The sequence below is a fragment of the Streptomyces sp. NPDC002574 genome (assembly GCF_042889545.1).
Classification (GTDB): Bacteria; Actinomycetota; Actinomycetes; order Streptomycetales; family Streptomycetaceae; genus Actinacidiphila.
Genome location: NZ_JBIARB010000009.1, coordinates 402319 through 419717 on the forward strand (window position 1 = coordinate 402319; position 17399 = coordinate 419717).

Genomic DNA, 17399 nt, shown 5'->3' on the forward strand with positions numbered 1-17399 from the left:
GAACAGCCTCACAACCACCCGTTGCGCCGGAATCCCCGGTGGATGACGAAACAGGCGACGACCATGACCCCGACGGCGAGCGGATAGCCGTAGGTCCAGCGCAGTTCCGGCATGTGCTCGAAGTTCATGCCGTACAGCCCGCAGATCATGGTCGGCACGGCGAGGATCGCGACCCAGGCGCTGATCTTGCGCATGTCCTCGTTCTGGGCCATCGTCACCTGCGCGATATTGGCCTGCAGGATCGAGTTGAGCAGGTCGTCGAAGGCGGTCACCTGCTCGGTGGCGCGCGTGAGATGGTCCGCGGCGTCGCGGAAGTAGGCGCGCAGATCGGCGTCGACGCCGGGCAGCTGGTCCTGGGAGAGGGACTGCAGGGGGCGGCCGAGCGGCGCCACCGCCCGCTTGAGCTCCAGCAGTTCGCGCTTGAGCTGGTAGATCCGGCCGGCGTCGGTGCCGCGGCCGCGGTGGTCGGAGAAGACGTCCGCCTCCACCTCGTCGATGTCCCGCTGCACGGCGGCCGTGACGGCGAGGTACTGGTCGACGACGTGGTCGGTGATCGCGTGCAGCACCGCGGCCGGTCCCTTGACGAGCTGGTCGGGAACGGTCTCCAGCCCCTCGCGGAGCGGCCCGAGGGAGCCGTGCCCGCCGTGCCGCACGGTGATGACGAAGTCGGCGCCGGTGAAGACCATGATGTCGCCGCTCTCCACGATCTCGCTGGTCGCCGTCAACCGGTCGTGGTCCACGTAGCGGACGGTCCTCAGGATCGTGAAGAGGGTGTCCCCGTACCGCTCCAGCTTGGGCCGCTGCTCACCGTGCACGGCGTCCTCGACGGCGAGCGGGTGCAGCCCGAACAGCTCGGCGACGCCCGCGAATTCGGCCTCGGACGGCTCGTGCAGCCCGATCCACACGAACCCCCGGCCCGACTTGCGCACCCTGGCTATCGCCTCGTACGCGGCGCAGTCGCCCTGCCGCAACCCCTCTTGATAGACGACGCAGTTGACCACCGCGCTGCCCAGGGGCGAGCGCCCGGGATGGCTCAGGTCCACGCGCCGGTGGCGCAGATGGGCGAAACGGACGGCTTTGCGGAGATTGCTGATCATCGACATATGAGGCTCCTGAACGCGTCTGGCCTGCGCCAGTATGCCCAAGGGCCCGTCGCGCGCGGGATGGCAGGCGTGAAGGGGCAGCCCGGTTCCGGGCACCGTGTGATGGGCCACGTGACCGGCGCCCTGGTTCGCCGGGGGCGCGACGTGTCTTTTACACTCCGTAGGGCTCCGGCCGTGACGGTCGCAGGCACGCCACGTACTCCGCAGAGATGGGTCCCATGAGCGCCATCAGTATCGGTCAGGCAGCTGTGCTCGGCGTGGTGGAGGGGGTCACGGAATTCCTTCCGATCTCGTCCACCGGCCATCTGAAGATCACCGAAGGCCTCATGGGCATCGACGTCGACGACAAGGCCGTCGTCGCCTTCTCCGCGGTGATCCAGTCCGGTGCCATCGCCGCGGTCCTGGTGTACTTCTTCAAGGACATCGTCCGGATCTGCAAGGCGTGGTTCACCGGCCTGGTCAACCGCGAGGAGCGGTACCACCACGACTACAAGTTCGGCTGGTGGGTGATCTTCGCGACGATCCCGATCGTGGTGGTCGGCCTCGCTGCCAAGCCGCTCATCGAGGGCCCGCTGGCCTCACTGTGGGTGGTCGCCGGATCGCTGATCGTCGGCAGCGGTGTGATGTGGGCCGCCGACCAGATGGGCCGCCACAAGCGCGGCGAGGACGACACCACCTTCAAGGACGCCATGCTCGTCGGCTCCTCGCAGATCCTCGCCCTGCTCTTCCCCGGTTTCTCCCGCTCCGGCGCGACGATGTCCACCGCGCTCATCCTCGACCTGGACCGGGTCGCCGCCACCCGCCTGTCGTTCTTCCTCGGCATCCCGGCCCTCGTCGGCGCCGGCCTGTACGAGCTGAAGGACGCCCTCGGCGCCGGCATCGACACCGCCCCCCTGGTCGTCGGCACCGCGGTGTCCTTCGTCGTCGCCTACGCCTCGATCGCCTGGCTGCTGAAGTTCGTCGCCAAGCACTCCTTCAACGCCTTCATCGTCTACCGCATCATCATCGGCGCCCTCCTCTTCGGCCTCCTCGCCACGGACGCCATCGCCGCCTGAGCCGGGTCGGTCCTGAGCCGGGTCGGTCAGGCCCAGGGGGTGCGGCCGGACAGCGCGAGCGCGCGGTCGAAGGCCGGTACCGCGGCGGTGCCGGGGAGCGCGACCGGCGCGGCGAAGCCGTCGTACTGGCGGTACACCTCCGCGTGACGGTCGACGACGCCGAGCACGAGTTCGCCGAGGCCGTCGCCGCAGCGGTACTCCTGGCCGGTCGCCCGGGCGACGTCCCAGCCGTGCACGGCCAGCTCCTTGATGATCATCGAGGCGATCTCGGCCGCGGGCATCCGCGTGTGGCCGAGGTCGATCTCTCCCTCCCAGACGGCGGGATCGGCCCAGGCTGCGACGGCGCGGTCCAGTTGCTCCGCGTAGGCCCGCGCCCAGTCGGGGTCGGCGGTGAAGTCGCGGGCGGTCAGCTCCTCGGGGAGCGGCTGGCGCAGGGCGCGGTGCTCCAGGCCGTGCGAGGTGTAGAGGATCCAGTGGTTGAGCAGGGCCCGGGTGTCCCATGCGGCGCAGGGCGTCGGGGCGGCGAGCTGCTCCGGGCCGGGACGGACACCGTGGGCGAGGCGGGCGGCCTCGGCGGCGGCCTCGTTCAGGTACGCGTGAAGATCGGTCATGCCGCCCACGCTAGGAACGCGGGCGGCAGCCGGTCTTGAACAAACGCGACACGCCCTGGACGTCGGCCCCTAGACGTCGATGAGGACCTTGCCCACCGCGCCGCCCTCGACGGCGGCGTGCGCCTCCGCGGTGCGTTCCAGCGGGAAGCGGTGCAGCGGCAGCCCCGCCTCCTCGCCGACCCGCAGGGCGCCCACGGTCAAGGCGGCGGTGATCGCCGCGATCGCCTCGCGCTTGGCGGCGGCCGGCATGGTGTAGACGAGCACGCCCTGCCAGCGCAGGTTGCGGGAGAAGGTCTCGCGCACGGGCAGCGTCAGCTCCGGGCCGCCGTTGTCCGCGTAGTAGGCGACGACGCCGTTCGGCGCGAGCACCGCGAGGTCGAGCGGCACGTTGACCGCCGCCGAGACCTCCGCGACGATGTCGACGCCGTCGGGGGCGACCCGGCGGATCTCCTCCGCCGCGTCCCCGGCCCGGTAGTTCACCACGTGATGGGCGCCTGCGGCGACGGCCAGTCCCGCCTTGTGCGGACTGCTGACCGTGGTGATCACGGTCGCGTCCGACCAGCGCGCGAGCTGGATGGCCGCGTTGCCGACCGCGCCCGCGCCGCCGGCGACCAGCACGGTGCGGCCGCGGAGCGTGCCGGGACCGAGCCGGTGCGGGCCGCCCTCCAGCACGCTCAGCGCGCGGTGCGCGGTCATCGCGGGGATGGGGATGCTCGCGCCGAGGTCGAAGGAGGCCCCGTCGGGCAGCGGGACGGCCTGCCGCTCGGGCACCGTCACGTACTCCTGCGCGGTGCCGCCGGGACGCTGGTAGGCGGCCTCCCAGATCCAGACGCGCTCTCCGTTCCTGGCGGGGTCGACGCCCTCGCCCACGGCGTCGACCACACCGGCGCCGTCCTGGCCCGGTACCCGCTCGCCGCCGCCGGGCGGGGCGGCCGTCCTCGATTTCCAGTCCGTGGGATTCACCCCGGACACCTCGACCCGCACCCGTACCTCGCCCGGAGCCGGCTCCGGGACGGGGCGCTCGGTCAGGCGCAGCACCTCCGGGCCGCCGCCCTCCGTGTACACGATCGCCTTCATGATCCGTACAAGTCCCGCCGGGGCGGGTTTCTTCCCGTCCCCGGCGGCCGGGGCGTCAGACGCGGCCGATCCCGTCGCACAGCACGGGGCCGCCCCCGGGCGCCGGCGGCGGCTCGGGGAGCGCGCGCGCCGCGGCGCCCGGGGAGCGCCGCGGCGACCGCGGGACGTACGCGCCGCTGGTGCCGCCGCGGCCGCGGTGCACCAGCACGCCGGAAACAGGATCGGGCACGGCGTCGAGCGCCGCCCGGATGCCGGGCAGGGCGCGCCAGCCGAGCCAGTGCTCCTCCTCGCGGAAGCACAGCTCGAAGACCACGCCCCAACCGAACGTGTGCCATTCCCACGCCAGCGCACGGTTGGTGACCGCGGATTCCACGAGGGCCGGCGCGTACGCGTCGCGCCATGCCGCGGCGGATGTGCTGGCGTTGAGGACTTCGATGGACCACCAGTCCGCTGCCATACCCAAAACGATAGGCACTTCGCAAGCCCCCCGCCAGGGTTTGGCACCTGACGGCGCGTCACCGTCTCCGCGCGGCGCCTCACACGGAGGCGAGCAGCTCCGTCACACGGAATCCGAAGCGGGCGTCGCAGGGGTGGGCGACACCCGTCTCCACCGCCGTGAGCAGGGCGTCCACCGCGTTGCTGAAGGCGGCGACGGGTCCGTCACCGCGCTCGGGCAGGACGGCGACCCCGTGGGTGCCACGGAATTCGACGGTCATCCCCGCCGCCTCGGGGGGCGTGGTCAGACTCAGCGTCGCAGTGCTGGACGCGCCGCTCGCGTGCCGGAGCACGAGGTGGACGGTGTCCCCGGGGCCACGGCCGGAGGTGATCCCGGTGACGTCGCCGAGCACCGGCATCAGCACGGACAGCGCGTGCGGTCCGACGTCCCACAGCGCGCCCTTCTCTCGCCGCCAGGGCGAGTTGGCGAACGGGCTGTCGCCGGAGGTGAACACCGAGCCGAGCCATTCGGCACGGGCGACGAACCAGCCGTCCTCGGTGGAGCGTTCGTCGATCCACGCGGCACTGGGGGCGGCGAAGCGCAGGGTGAAGAAGACGACCGACGCCACCCCGGCCGCCTCGGCGGCCTCGGCGACGCGGCGCGCGTCGTCCACGTTCGTCGCCACCGGCTTGTCCAACAGCAGGTGCCGGCCGGCCTCGGCGGCCCGTACGGCCAGCGGTGCCTGGACGTCCGGGGGCAGCGCGACGGCCACCGCGTCCACGTCGGCGATCAGGTCGTCGACGTCGGCGTACGCGCGCGTGCCGTGCTCCGCGGCGAGCGCGGCCGCCGCCTCGGGGCGGCGGCCCCAGATGCCGGTGAACTCCACGCCGGGGTGGGCGGCGAGGGCGGGGGCGTGGGTGATTCCCGCCCAGGGGCCGGTGCCGAGCAGTCCGATGCGCATGGTCATGCCTCCTTCGCGGGCTCGATGTGCTTGCGGTACCAGGCGGGGTCGAGCTCGCTGATGTCGACGGCGCTCTGCACCCGCAGTCGCGGCGTGGGCGCCAGGTGCGCGGCCACGAGTTCCAGGACGGCCTCGCTCAGCTCGGCCTTGAGCCGCGGGCTGCGCCCGGCGATCAGGGCGATCTGCGCGTACACCATGGCGTGCTCCGCGCCGCCGTCGGCGATGACCGCCTCGTCGACGCGGCGGAAACGGGTCTTGCAGGCCTCGGCCTTCGTGTCGGCGATCTTGGCGATGAGCGGGTGGAGGGCGAGCGCGAAGGCGCGCCGGTCGAACGCGTCCGCCAGTTCGGCGGAGTAGTCCACGGTGATGTGAGGCATGGCACACAGCGTAAGCGCTGCCCAGAGGCCGTGCCGGGCAGGGGTGCCGCGGCCCCGGGCGGTGCCCGGCGCGCAGGGCGCGGGCTCGTTCACACCGGGTTAACAACTGGGCAATGGATGTGAAATCACGGATTGTGACGCTGCAGCGGAACAGACCACCCGCCCCGCAAGGCCCGCGCCCCCAAGGATGACACCCGTGAGTTACAAGGCCGAGTACATCTGGATCGACGGCACCGAGCCGACCGCCAAGTTGCGCTCGAAGACCAAGATCCTCGCCGACGGCGTGGAGCCGGGTGTCTGGGGCTTCGACGGGTCGAGCACGAACCAGGCCGTGGGCCACAGCTCCGACCGGGTGCTGCGGCCGGTGGCCAGCTACCCGGACCCGATCCGCGGCGAGGGCAACCTGCTGGTGCTGTGCGAGGTGTTCAACATCGACGGCACCCCGCACGAGTCCAACACCCGCGCGCTGCTGCGCCCGGTCGCCGAGCGGTTCGCGGCGCAGGAGTCGCTGTTCGGCATCGAGCAGGAGTACACCTTCTTCCAGGGCGGCCGGCCGCTCGGCTTCCCCGAGGGCGGCTACCCGGCCCCGCAGGGCGGCTACTACTGCGGTGTCGGCGCGGACGAGATCCACGGCCGTGACGTGGTCGAGGCCCACCTCGACAACTGCCTGGCCGCGGGCCTGGGCATCTCCGGCATCAACGCCGAGGTCATGCCCGGCCAGTGGGAGTTCCAGGTGGGCCCGCTGTCCCCGCTGGAGGTCGCCGACCAGCTGTGGGTCGCGCGCTGGCTGCTCTACCGCACCGCCGAGGACTTCGGGATCTCCGCGACGCTGGACCCCAAGCCCGCCAAGGGCGACTGGAACGGCGCCGGGGCCCACACCAACTTCTCCACCAAGGCCATGCGCGAGGGCTACGACGCGATCATCGAGGCGGCCGAGTCCCTGGGCCGCGACGACAAGCCGTTGGAGCACATCCGCAGCTACGGCGTCGGCGTCGAGGAGCGCCTCACCGGCGCCCACGAGACCGCCCCCTGGAGCCAGTACAGCTACGGCGTCTCCGACCGCGGCGCCTCGGTGCGCATCCCCTGGCAGGTCGAGGTCGACAAGAAGGGCTACATCGAGGACCGGCGCCCCAACGCCAACGTCGACCCCTACACGGTCACCCGCCTCATCGTCGACACCTGCTGCTCCGCCCTGGAGAAGGCCGACCTGGTCTGACCCACCGCTTCCGCGCGCCGAGGGCGCCCGTCACGACGACGGGCGCCCTCGGCGCGTGCCCGCGGCCTCACCTCACGCGCACGGCCTCGTAGAGGAAGCAGCCGTACTCCACGGCCCGTACGTGCACCAGAGCGACCCGCGGGTCGGCGAACCGGGTGGCGAGCACGGCCTCCGCGGCGCCCGCCGCGGCCTCCTCCGCACTCAACTGCACCAGGCGGCCGCCGAGGATGCGGCCGCCGGCGTCGTACGCGCGCAGGACGCGCCGCTCGCCGTGCAGGCCGAGCGCCGGGGCGTGACCGGCGCCCGCGGGCGGCCCCGGGCAGTCCTCCGCGCGGGCGTGCACGAAGACGGGTCCTGTCTCGTCGTACGGGCCGGGCCGGGCGCCGGTCGCGGCCGCCCAGCGGCGCAACGGGGCGTACGCGACAAGGGACACGCGCTCGCCGGGGCGGCTGCGGCGCAGGCAGCAGCGCAGCGGGGCGCCGCCCTCGGCGTCGACCGCGGGCTCGGGCGTCAGCCCCGCGTCGTCGGCGAGGCGCAGTCGCTCCAGGACGGCCGGGGCGACGGCGCGGACGCGGAAAGGGGAGGTGTACGTCGTGGTCATGCCCCCAGCCTCGCCGCGAACGGCCTGGCGGTCCGGCGGGATCCGGACCTCGTGCTCGACGCCGACCCGGCCTCACACATCGCCAACTCCCGTGTGGGAAACGGTGCTTCCGCGGCACGGCCGATCCGTCCCGTATGCGGCGGGGTGACCTCCCCGGGCTTCACTCGTTCTACGGAACGTGACTTCTCAACAAGCGACCGCCACCCGGACCCGGCGCGGCGCTCCCGTGATCGTGGACGTCGAGGAGGCCGAGGCCGCGCTCGTCGAGAACTACCCGCATCTGGTCCGGCTCGCGTATCTGATCCTGCCCGCGGGGCTCGGCAGGCACCGCCGGGTGATGAACGCGCACACCCTGGTGCAGCGCGCCCTGCCGAGGTCGGCGAGCGAGCCGGACCCGGCCTCGCTCGGCGTGCCGGGGCCCCGCGGCCCGGTGGACCGGTCGTACGCCCTGATGCGGCAGGAAGTGCTGTGCGCGGCGCTGGCGTTCGAGCAGGAGGAGGGCGCCCGCGGCTGGCTGCGGAAGGTGGCCACGGGTGTCCTGCCGCCGCACGTCTGGGGCCTGCGGCTGCATCCGAAGGCGGGCGGGACGGACGAGGCCGCCCTCGACCGGGCGCTGGCCGGGCTCGACGCCCCGGCCCGGGCGGCGTACGCGCTGCTGGAGCTGGAGAACCTGCGCCGCTCCGACGGCCGCGAGGTGCGCAAACTGCTCGCCGCCGCCGACGCGCCCGACCCGCGGGCGGCGCTCAAGTCCGCGGAGGCGGTCCCGTACGGGCTGCTCGGCGCGGGCGGCTTCGACCCGTGCACGGTGCAGGCCCGGCCGACGGATCTGCTGCGCAGGCGGCAGCACGGCCGGGCCGGGCTGATCGCGGGCGCCGCGGTGGCGGTCACCGCGGTCCTGGTGGCCGTGCTGGGCGGCGGCCCGGAACCGTACTCCGCCGGCGGCCCCCCGAACGCGTACGGCGCGGGATTCCTGGACCCGGCGCAGCTGGTCCGGGTGGACAACACCGCGTGGAAGCGCGCCTCCCGGGTGGACTTCACCGTCTGGCCGACCCGCGGCGGCCGCGCCAAGGACGCGGGGCTGCTCGGCCGGGCGCTCCAGGTGTGGGCGCACCCCGGCGAGCGGGTGGCGGTCTCGGCCACCAAGGGCACCACCGAGGGCCTGCCCGCGCAGCCCCCGCAACTGCTGTACGCGGGCGACGTCGACGCCGCCACCGTGGTGCTGATGTACGACGGCCTGCGGCTCGTGCGCTACGCGGAGCCGCGCGACGGCAAGGGCGAGGCGGCCCTGGACTTCACGCGGGTGGACGGCGCGGACGCGTCGACCGCCGCCGTGGTGCTCGGCAGGATCGACGGCAACACCCGCTTCCTGACCGCCCCGTGGGTGACCGGGTCGGCGTCCCGTGATCTGCTCGGACCGGGCCGGCCCGCCCAGAAGCTGGGGCGGACGGCGGACGGGGTGACCGACCCCGTGCGGATGCCGGGCGCGGCGAGCGACACCTCTTCGGCCGGCGCCGACGGGCCGTGCGGCACCTCGTGGCCGGCGCTGGAGTTCCAGGCGGCGAAGGGCGTGGGCCCGGACAAGCCGTTCCTCCTCACCGACCTGGGCGACCTCGTGCCGGTGCACCTGACGTACCAGGCGGCGGACAGCGCGGCGCCGGCCGAGGCCGCCGGCAAGGACGCCCTGGCGAGCTGGGCGCGCACCGCCTGCCACCTCGGCTCCATGCGGGGCATGGGGGTCCGTACGGTCAACACCTGGCAGTACGCCGAGCAGCGGCTGCCCGAGGACAACGGCCGCGCCGCCTGGCTGTGCACCCGTGCCGACACCTGGACGGGCACGAACGGCCGGACCCTGGCCCTGTTCCTGCCGCCGGTCGCCGAGCCGACCAGCCCGGGCGCGCCGGTGGGCCAGAGCACCAAGGACACCGGGGCGTGCGGACGGTCGGTGCCCCAGGTGCTGGCCGGGGTGCTGTGGAAGTCCACGGCCGGGCACTGGTACCTGCTGGCGGCCGGCAGCCCCGACGTCGCCCGGATCAACGCCACCGGCGGCGTGACCGGTTCCGCCGAGGGCCCGACGATGGCGGTGCGGGCCGAGCAGGGCGCCCGGGCCGAGCTGTCGGCGGTGCTCGACTCGGGCACCGGGATCACCACGCTGCGCTGACCCCTCAGGGCCGTCGGCCCGGTGGCCTCCACCGGCCCGGCGGCCCCGTCCGTCGCCCCGCCCGCTGGGCTGCGGCCCGCGCCGGAAGGCGGTCTCTCCTGCCGGGTGCCTGGTCCTCCGGGAGCCGCTTCGACCGCCGTGCGCCCCAGGACCGGGTCCGGCACCGGAGCGCGCGGACACCGGTCTCCGGCCTCGGTCCACGCAGGGCCGGGGGTGTGCGGGAACCCGGGCGCCCGCACACGCGCCGGGCGGACGCACGGCACCGTGACGCCGCGTGCTCGGCGTGCTCGGCGTGCTGCGCCAGGTCGCGGTGCGGCCCGCCCGGCGAGGGCCCGGGGACGGTCGGCGACAATGGCGGCATGAACGACCTCGGCTTCCGGCTCGCGGAGCACTCCGACGCCCCCCTCCTCGTACGCCTCCGGGACGGCGCCGCGCGCTGGATGCTCGAACGGGGCATCGACCAGTGGAAGCCCGGCGAGATGGGCGAGGACCACTTCCGGGCCCGCATGGCCGAGGGCGAGGTGTGGCTCGCCGAGAACGGCGGCCGGGTCGTCGGCGGCTGGGAGCTGTGGTGGACGGACGAGGCCGCCTGGGGCGTCCGGCCGCCGGACGCCGGCTATGTGCACCGGCTGATGGTGGACCGCGCGGCGGCCCCGCGCGGCGCCGGCCGGGCCATGCTTGCCGAGGCCGAACGCCGCACAGCCGCCGCGGGGCGCGGCTGGGTCCGGCTGGACTGCGTGGCCGGCAACCTGCAACTGCGCGGCTGGTACGAGGCGGCCGGCTACACCGTCGTCGGTGAGCAGCCCCGCAAACAGGGCGGCAAGGGCAGCCCGTACGCGGTGACGCTGCTGGAGAAGAAGCTGTAGGAACGCCGGAAGCGGAGCGGCCCGCCCCGGGGTCCGGGGGCGGGCCGCTCCGCCGCTGAGGTGACCGGGCCCCGGTCAGGGCTGTGCGCGACGGGCCCGGTCGTACGCCGCGTCGGCCGCACGCAGGATCTCCTCGCGGTCCCGCAGGACCGCCTCCATCTCCTCGCCGGCGCCGTGCCCGGGACCGGGTCCCCGGTCCGTGAGCTGCTCGTGGAGGAAGCGGCAGGCCGCGTCCTCGGTGCCGAACCGCCCGTGCGGATCGTCCGCACCCCGTTCGTGGTTGCCCACGACCCAGGCGTCGCCCTCCTGCCGGAGGTACCTGAAGTCCACGGGGCGCGGGGTGTTCTCGTGGAATCCGGGAATCTCGTACAACCCGTCGGCCACACCCGCGGCGGCGAGCGCCTCGCACAGCTCACGTCGGTTCATGCCCGTCCCGTCAGTTCAGGCGCGCCAGGTCGCCGTTGGCCACGTGGGCGGCGACGCTGTCGCCCGGGGGCAGGACGTACTGCAGGCCGTTGCCCGGCTGCCCGAACCAGGGCTCGATGGGTCCCGCGAGGACCGGGACGGCCGCGACGTTGAACGGCCTGAGGACCTTGTACAGGTGGTAGTTGAACGGGTACCCGCCCTCGATGGTGTTGAGGCTCTGCGGCGGAAGGGAGCGCTGGGAGAACGGGGTGCCGGCCGGCGCCAGGAACCTGCCGCCCTCGCCTCCGAAGCGGTCGAGTTTCTGCCCGGTGGTGAAGACCAGGGCGATGGCGAAGGGCGCCGTGCCCGTCCGGAAGCCGTCCGGCGGCGGCGGGGCCGGGAAGCGGTAGCCCGTCGCGGGGCTCCACCAGGTCTGGATGAACCCGTTCGCGGTCTGGCCCGCGAGGCGCCGGTAGTCGGCGAGGATGGCGCCCAGGGGGCCCTTCTTCGGCAGGAACCGCGGGCCGAGCCGGGGGTCGCCGCAGAAGAACGCGGGGTCGGTGAAGGGGATGCCGCGGCAGGCGCGGGGGTTCTTCGGGTCGCCGACCAGGGGCGACTTCGGCTTCGCGCCCGGCCCATGGTCCGCCGGGGCACGGTGCCCGACGACCGGGGCCACGGCCGCCGGCCCCCGTTCGTCGGCCTGCGCCGACCCGCCCGCCCCGGCCAGCGTGCTGCCGAGCAGCACCAGAAGGGCCGAAACGGTGGAAAGCGATATTCGACGGCGACGCTTCAAGGAATCCTCCAAGGGTGGTCCGCGGCACGCCGTTGCATGGGCGGGCGGCCGCGGTGACACGGTGGGGCTTCCGGGGACCAGGCTGTTTACGGAGTGTCACCGGAGCCGCCCGATACGTACCCCTCGGAGATCACGATGCCGGGAGGACATGCCCGGTATTCACGCGGATGGACGCGGAGTTCGCCCGTACGCAGCACCGCCCGGCCGGGGCACCCCTGGCAGGGGTGCGCCGACCGGGCGGTGACGGAGCGTCGCGTTACCGGCGGACGTACACCGCGACGGTCCGCGCCGGGACGGTGAAGGTGCCCGAGGCGGCGTCGTAGGCGGACCGCTTGACCACGGGATCGGAACCCGCGGCCTGGACCGGGTGGAGGGCGTAGCCCGTACCGGCGAGGGCGGCGACCCGCTGCTCCTGGGCCCGCGGGGTGGCGTTGAGGACCACGACCAGGTCGCCGAGCCTCATGGTGATGACACCCGGGGTCTCGTCCTTGCCGGACAGCGGGAAGGAGAGCCGGTCCCGCACCTGCGCGGCCGTCGTGAGCCCGAAGGCGGGCTCGGTCGAGCGGATGCGCAGCAGGTCCTGGTACGCCGCCGAGGCCGCGGTGATCTCCGGGCAGCCGACCGTGAGGGTGGGCGCGGTCAGCAGGGGCTCGGCGTACGGCCACTTGGACTCGTTGTCGGCCCTCGGCGGCAGGCCCCGGCCGAAGCCGTTGCCGGTCCGGCAGTCCCAGTGGACGGCGTTGAACCAGTCCCCGGAGTCGAAGGAGTTGCGGTCCAGGGACTTGGATCGCAATAGGTCGGAACCGGCCTGGTAGAGCGCCGGACCCTGGGAGAGGGCCGGGACGGACTCGGCGAGCACCTGCATCCGGGCCCGGTCGGCGGGCGCGGTGCCCTTCGGCAGTTTGTAGGCGAGGGCGTCGAAGAGCGACTCGTTGTCGTGGGCGTCCACGTAGGCGAGGGCGTCGCCCGGCGCGTCCGCGTAACCGGCGGGCGAGTCGTTGTAGTCGACCTCGGCGCCGGTGACCTCCTTGCCGCTGGTGTCGGTGAAGGAGAAGGACTTCAGGTTGCCGGTGAGGCCGACCTTGATGAGGTCCTGGTAGTGCAGCAGGCGGGCCTTCTGCTCGGCCTCGGTGCCGTTGGCGGCGGAGCCGTTGGGGTCGGTGAACAGGCCCGAGGCGAAGCCCTGGACGCCGGGGTCGGAGTCGAAGGGGCCGCCGCCGCGGACCGCGTCGCGGGCCCGGTCGGAGAAGGTGGCGACGCCGGTGCCGGCCATGTTCTTCTGGGTGGCCTGCACAAAGCGGGCGTCGTCGGCGACCTCGCCGAAGTTCCAGCCCTCGCCGTACAGGATGATCTTCTTGCCGTCGACGCCGTCCTTCGCGAGGGTCAGGGCGTCGAGGGCCTTGCGGACGGCGAGGATGTTCGCCTTGGGGTGGTGGCCCATCAGGTCGAAGCGGAAGCCGTCGACCTTGTACTCCTTGGCCCAGGTGACGATCGAGTCGACGACCAGCTTGCCCATCATCGCGTTCTCGGGCGCGGTGTTGGAGCAGCAGGTGGAGTTGGCCACGGTGCCGTCGTCCAGCAGCCGCTGGTAGTAGCCGGGCACGACCTTGTCGAGGACGGACGTGTCGTCCTGGCCGCTCGCGGCGGTGTGGTTGTAGACCACGTCCATGACGACCCGCAGCCCCGAGGTGTTGAGGCTCTGCACCATCCTGCGGAACTCGACGGTGCGCCGGGTGCCGTCCGGGTCGGTGGCGTAGGAGCCCTCGGGGACGGTGTAGTGGAAGGGGTCGTAGCCCCAGTTGTAGGCGTCCTTGGCGGCGACGGCCGCCAGGCACTCCTGCTGCCGGTCGGAGTCGGCCGGGTAGCCGGCGAGGTCGCAGTCGACGCGGGCCTGGTCGGCGGTCTTCTCGGCGACGGTGGCGAAGTCGAAGGCCGGCAGCAGGTGGACGTAGGAGACACCGGACTTCGCGAGCGCCCGCAGGTGGCTCATCCCGGCGGAGCCGGTGTCGGTGAAGGCGGTGTACTTGCCCCGGTCCGCGGCCGGGACGGTGGCGTCCTCGGCGGAGAAGTCCCGGATGTGGAGTTCCTGGATCTGGGCGTTGTTCAGACCGACCGCCTTGGGCTTGGTCAGCTGCGACCAGCCGCTCGGGGCGAGCGCCCTGTCGTCGAGGTCGACGACGAGGCTCTGCTTCGAGTCGGCGGTCAGGGCCACCGAGTAGGGGTCGGTGACCGTGTTGGTGACGACCTTCCGGACGCTCGGCGCCCAGACCTTCACGGCGTAGCGGTAGGGCTTGCCGGTCCAGCTGCGCTCACCGGTCACGCTCCACACGCCGGTGGCCGCGTCGCGCCGCATCGGAACGGTGCGTCCGGCCAGGTCCAGGGAGACGGACTGGGCGGTCGGGGCCCAAACGGAGAGCGTGGGCCTGCCGTGGGAGAAGACCGGGCCGAGCGCGGCCCTGGTCGCCCCGGCCGCGTACAGGTCGTCCAGGACACCCGCGATCTGGACGCCGGTCGCGGCGAGCAGTGCCCCATTGGCCAGGCGCTGCGTGGCGACGACCTGCCCGGTGAGGGCGGTACGCACGCGATCGCGGTCGCGCGGGTCGATCGTGAAGGCCGCGTAGTCCTTCAGGTGCGGGAAGCGGGCCTTCTGTGCGTCGGTGAGGCCGCCCGCGACCCGGTTGAGGCGGAGCCAGTGGCCCTCTCCGGCCAGCGCGCCGTCCTTCACGGTCAGGCCGCCGTCGGGGGTGTAGACCAGCTGGACGCTGGCGGCGGTGTCACCGGTCCTCCAGGCGACGGTGTCCGCGTCGATCCACTGGGCCTTGGCCGAGGACAGGTCGAGGTCGGCGGAGGAGCCGGCGGTGGAGGGCAGCAGGTATTTCTCGGTGCCGTTCAGGAGCCACACCTCGTGTCCGTAGGTGGCGAGGTCGAGCGACTGGTCGGCGGGCAGGTCCTTGGTGTCGCCGTCGTGCAGGATGTAGCTGAGCGACGTGGCGCCCGCGGCGAGCGGCACCTCGAAGACGGCGCCGAAGGCGTCGGTCCTGACCGGCTGCAACGGGGCGGTCCAGTCGGTCGGGTTCGCGGCGCCGGTCCAGGTGTGCAGACCCCAGCCGGTGTAGTCTCCGTCGGCCCGGTGGTAGTGCAGGACAGCCTTCGAGGTGTCCTGCCCCGGCTCGGTGCCGGAGGGTGCCTGGGTGGCGACGGCCTCCTTGCCCTGTTCGACCCAGATCTCACCGGTCTTGGTGACGTCGATGAACCGGTCGGCGGCGACGTCCTTGGTGCCGTCCTTGTCGATGACGAGGTAACCGACGCTGGACGCACCGGGCTTGAGCTTGACGTAGGCGAAGGCTCCGTAGGCGTCCCGGCCGATGAAGTCGTGCCCGGCGGGCCAGGTGGTGCCCTCGCCGTCGGCGATGTCGCCCCAGGCGTACAGGCGCCAGTCGGCGTAAGCGTTGTCGGCCCGCTTGTAGTGGACGATCGCGTAGTCGCGGCTGCTCGCCACGGGTGTCTCCGGCGGGGCCGGGGTGCCGCTGGTGGTCTCGGCGGTGGCGCTCGCGGTGCGGCCGGCGGAATCGATCACGACCGCCTTGTACCGCAGCGCGGTGCCGGGCGTCACGTCGTCGCCGACCACCTGGGTGACCCGGTACGGCGCGTGGTCCGCGGAGCCGAGCACCTTCCACGGCCCGTTGCCGGTCTGGGCGGCGAAGACGACCCGGTTCAACTGCCCGCCGTCCACGCCTGCGGAGAGCTCGACGGTGCCGGTGGCGCCCGCGGCGGGGGCCGTGAGGGTCAGGGCCGGACGGGCGGACGGGGTACCGAGCGGCTTCGCCGCCTTGTAGACCACGGCGGACAGGGCCGGGACCGTGACAGCGATCTTCGTGTCGGCGCCGCTGGTGACGGAGCCCTGCGTGCCGTAGAGCGCGGTGAAGGCGGTGTTCGCGGAGCCGGTCGGAACGGCGGCGGTCCTCGCCTCCGTTGCGTTGTTCACCGCGACGACGTACTCGCCGCGGGACGTGGCGTCCGTGCGCGAGAAGGCGTAGATCCCGGCGCCGTCGGCCGCGTAGCGCTCGGTCTGGACACCGTCGGCCAGGGCAGGGTCGGTCCTGCGGAGCGCGGACAGCTTCGCGATCGCCCGGTAGAGCGGGGCGTTCGTGTCGTAGGCGTCGCTCGCGTGGGTGCGGTCGGTGCCCAGTTCGTCGTCGTCGAGGTAGTCGGCGACCTTGGAGGCGAACATCGTCTGGCGGGCGTCCTTGTCACCGCCCGCACCGGTGAAGCCCTGCTCGTCGCCGTAGTAGACGACGGGGTTGCCGCGCGAGAGGAACATCAGCTCGTTGGCGAGCCGGTCGCGCCGGACGAGTTCGGCGTCGTCGGCCTTCGGGTTGTCCTGCTTCAGGAACGTGCCGATGCGGCCCATGTCGTGGTTGCCGAGGAAGGTGACCTGCTCGTACGCGTTGGCCTTGTCGGTGGTGTACCGGTAGTCGTCGCCGAAGACCGAGCCGAGCCGGGCCGCGGAGCCGCCCTGGGAGGCGTACTGGCGGGCGGCGTCCTGGAAGGGGAAGTCGAGCGTCGAGTCCAGCCGCCCCTGCGTGACGTACGGGGAGGTGATGGCGGTGTCGGCGGAGTACACCTCGCCGAACATGAAGAAGTCCTTGCGGCCGTGCCGCGCGGCGTACGCGTCGAGGGCCGTGGCCCACTGGGTCCAGAACGGCAGGTCGACGTGTTTGACGGTGTCGATGCGGAAGCCGTCGACGGCGAAGTCGCGGACCCACTTCTCGTAGATCGCCTCCATGCCCCTCACGACCTCGGGACGCTCGGTCCACAGGTCGTCCAGGCCGGAGAAGTCGCCCTGGTCGGCGCTCTCGCCGGCGAAGGTGGAGTCGCCCCGGTCGTGGTACATCGTCGGGTCGTTGAGCCAGGCCGGGACCTTGCTGTTCGCGGTGACGACGGGGGTGCGGGGGAAGGAGTCGCGGTCGACGGCGGGGAAGCCCTTGCCGCCCTTCGCGTAGTCGCTGTCGTCGAAGGGCACGCCGTCCTTCGTCAGGTACGGGAACGCGCCCTTGGAGAGGTAGCCGTAGGACTTCTCGTCGTAGTCCACGACGTCGGCGGTGTGGTTGGTGATGACGTCGAAGAAGACCTTCATGCCCTTGGCGTGGGCCTTGGAGATCAGCGACGTGAGGTCGGCGTTGGTGCCGAAGTGCGGGTCGACCTGGGTGAAGTCGGTGATCCAGTAACCGTGGTAGCCGGCCGAGGCCTGGTCCCCCGTGCCCTGGACGGGCCGGTTCTTGAAGATCGGGGCCATCCATATCGCGGTGGTGCCGAGGCCCTTGATGTAGTCGAGCCGCCGGGCGAGCCCCTTGAGGTCGCCGCCCTGGTAGAAGCCCTTGTCGGCGGGGTCGTAGCCGGTGCCGAGCCGGGTACCGGTCAGGCCGCCCCTGTCGTTGGAGGGGTCGCCGTTGGCGAAACGATCCGGCAGGACGAAGTAGAACTGCTCCCGCGTCAGGTCGTGGCGTGCCGGCTGTGCGGCGAGCACGGCGTCGGACGGCGGGGCGGGCGGGGCGGCGGCCGAGGCCGCGGGGGCCGAGGCGGGAACAGCGAGAGCGGCGGCGAGGGCCGCCACCGCGACGGCTGCGGCTCCGCGTCTGCGCGCGCGTGAACGCGCGGCGGACGCGGGCAGCCCGGTGGGCTGGGCCACGGGGGTTCTCCTTGCGGAATCCGTGTGCGGACGGGTGTACCTCTGGGAGCC

General features: G+C 73.0%; 14 protein-coding genes. 4 read left to right on the forward strand and 10 right to left on the reverse strand.

The annotated features are described in order from the left end of the window. Positions 1 to 8: 8 nt before the first annotated feature. Entirely contained in the window at positions 9 to 1103 is a 1095-nt protein-coding gene (locus ACFYXS_RS24375) for a magnesium and cobalt transport protein CorA (RefSeq protein ID WP_389251558.1), read from the reverse strand. A gap of 218 nt (positions 1104 to 1321) precedes the next feature. Here ACFYXS_RS24375 and ACFYXS_RS24380 point away from each other — a divergent pair, with 218 nt between their 5' ends. Then, positions 1322 to 2158 carry an undecaprenyl-diphosphate phosphatase gene (locus tag ACFYXS_RS24380; protein WP_389251560.1) on the forward strand — a complete coding sequence of 279 codons (837 nt, stop codon included), beginning with the start codon at positions 1322 to 1324 and terminating at the stop codon, positions 2156 to 2158. 26 nt (positions 2159 to 2184) lie between these two features. On the opposite strand, the gene ACFYXS_RS24385 is transcribed toward ACFYXS_RS24380, so the two are convergent. The 5 genes from ACFYXS_RS24385 to ACFYXS_RS24405 form a co-directional block, all read right to left on the reverse strand. After that, a complete protein-coding gene (locus tag ACFYXS_RS24385) occupies positions 2185 to 2769 on the reverse strand; it encodes a TIGR03086 family metal-binding protein (RefSeq protein ID WP_389251562.1) in 585 nt (194 codons plus the stop codon). A 69-nt stretch (positions 2770 to 2838) separates the two neighbouring features. Continuing rightward, positions 2839 to 3846 carry an NADPH:quinone reductase gene (locus tag ACFYXS_RS24390; protein ID WP_389251564.1) on the reverse strand — a complete coding sequence of 336 codons (1008 nt, stop codon included), beginning with the start codon at positions 3844 to 3846 and terminating at the stop codon, positions 2839 to 2841. A gap of 55 nt (positions 3847 to 3901) precedes the next feature. Then, a complete protein-coding gene (locus tag ACFYXS_RS24395; protein WP_389251566.1) occupies positions 3902 to 4303 on the reverse strand; it encodes a hypothetical protein in 402 nt (133 codons plus the stop codon). A 79-nt stretch (positions 4304 to 4382) separates the two neighbouring features. Next, on the reverse strand, positions 4383 to 5243 hold the full coding sequence (locus ACFYXS_RS24400) for a Gfo/Idh/MocA family protein (protein ID WP_389251697.1): 861 nt from the start codon (positions 5241 to 5243) through the stop codon (positions 4383 to 4385). Positions 5244 to 5245: 2 nt separating this feature from the next. Further along, entirely contained in the window at positions 5246 to 5620 is a 375-nt protein-coding gene (locus tag ACFYXS_RS24405; RefSeq protein ID WP_389251568.1) for a 5-carboxymethyl-2-hydroxymuconate Delta-isomerase, read from the reverse strand. A gap of 196 nt (positions 5621 to 5816) precedes the next feature. On the opposite strand from ACFYXS_RS24405, the gene glnII reads away from it, so the two are divergent. Continuing rightward, positions 5817 to 6836, forward strand: coding sequence for a glutamine synthetase (gene glnII / locus ACFYXS_RS24410; protein ID WP_389251570.1), 1020 nt, complete (start codon positions 5817 to 5819; stop codon positions 6834 to 6836). A gap of 67 nt (positions 6837 to 6903) precedes the next feature. On the opposite strand, the gene ACFYXS_RS24415 is transcribed toward glnII, so the two are convergent. Then, a complete protein-coding gene (locus ACFYXS_RS24415; protein ID WP_389251572.1) occupies positions 6904 to 7437 on the reverse strand; it encodes a DUF1203 domain-containing protein in 534 nt (177 codons plus the stop codon). Between the two features lie 178 nt (positions 7438 to 7615). Between ACFYXS_RS24415 and ACFYXS_RS24420 the strand changes: the two genes are divergently transcribed. After that, positions 7616 to 9595: a hypothetical protein gene (locus ACFYXS_RS24420; RefSeq protein WP_389251574.1), complete on the forward strand. Its 1980-nt coding sequence runs from the start codon at positions 7616 to 7618 to the stop codon at positions 9593 to 9595. Positions 9596 to 9954: 359 nt separating this feature from the next. Beyond that, positions 9955 to 10461 carry a GNAT family N-acetyltransferase gene (locus tag ACFYXS_RS24425; protein WP_389251576.1) on the forward strand — a complete coding sequence of 169 codons (507 nt, stop codon included), beginning with the start codon at positions 9955 to 9957 and terminating at the stop codon, positions 10459 to 10461. Between the two features lie 75 nt (positions 10462 to 10536). On the opposite strand, the gene ACFYXS_RS24430 is transcribed toward ACFYXS_RS24425, so the two are convergent. The 3 genes from ACFYXS_RS24430 to pulA all read right to left on the reverse strand — a co-directional run bounded on the left by ACFYXS_RS24430 (position 10537) and on the right by pulA (position 17348). Continuing rightward, positions 10537 to 10887: a hypothetical protein gene (locus ACFYXS_RS24430; RefSeq protein WP_389251578.1), complete on the reverse strand. Its 351-nt coding sequence runs from the start codon at positions 10885 to 10887 to the stop codon at positions 10537 to 10539. 10 nt (positions 10888 to 10897) lie between these two features. Continuing rightward, the gene (locus tag ACFYXS_RS24435; RefSeq protein ID WP_389251580.1) at positions 10898 to 11611 is read right to left on the reverse strand and encodes a TNT domain-containing protein; all 714 of its coding nucleotides are present in this window, start codon (positions 11609 to 11611) and stop codon (positions 10898 to 10900) included. 304 nt (positions 11612 to 11915) lie between these two features. After that, positions 11916 to 17348: a pullulanase-type alpha-1,6-glucosidase gene (pulA, locus tag ACFYXS_RS24440; protein WP_389251582.1), complete on the reverse strand. Its 5433-nt coding sequence runs from the start codon at positions 17346 to 17348 to the stop codon at positions 11916 to 11918. Positions 17349 to 17399: the final 51 nt, after the last annotated feature.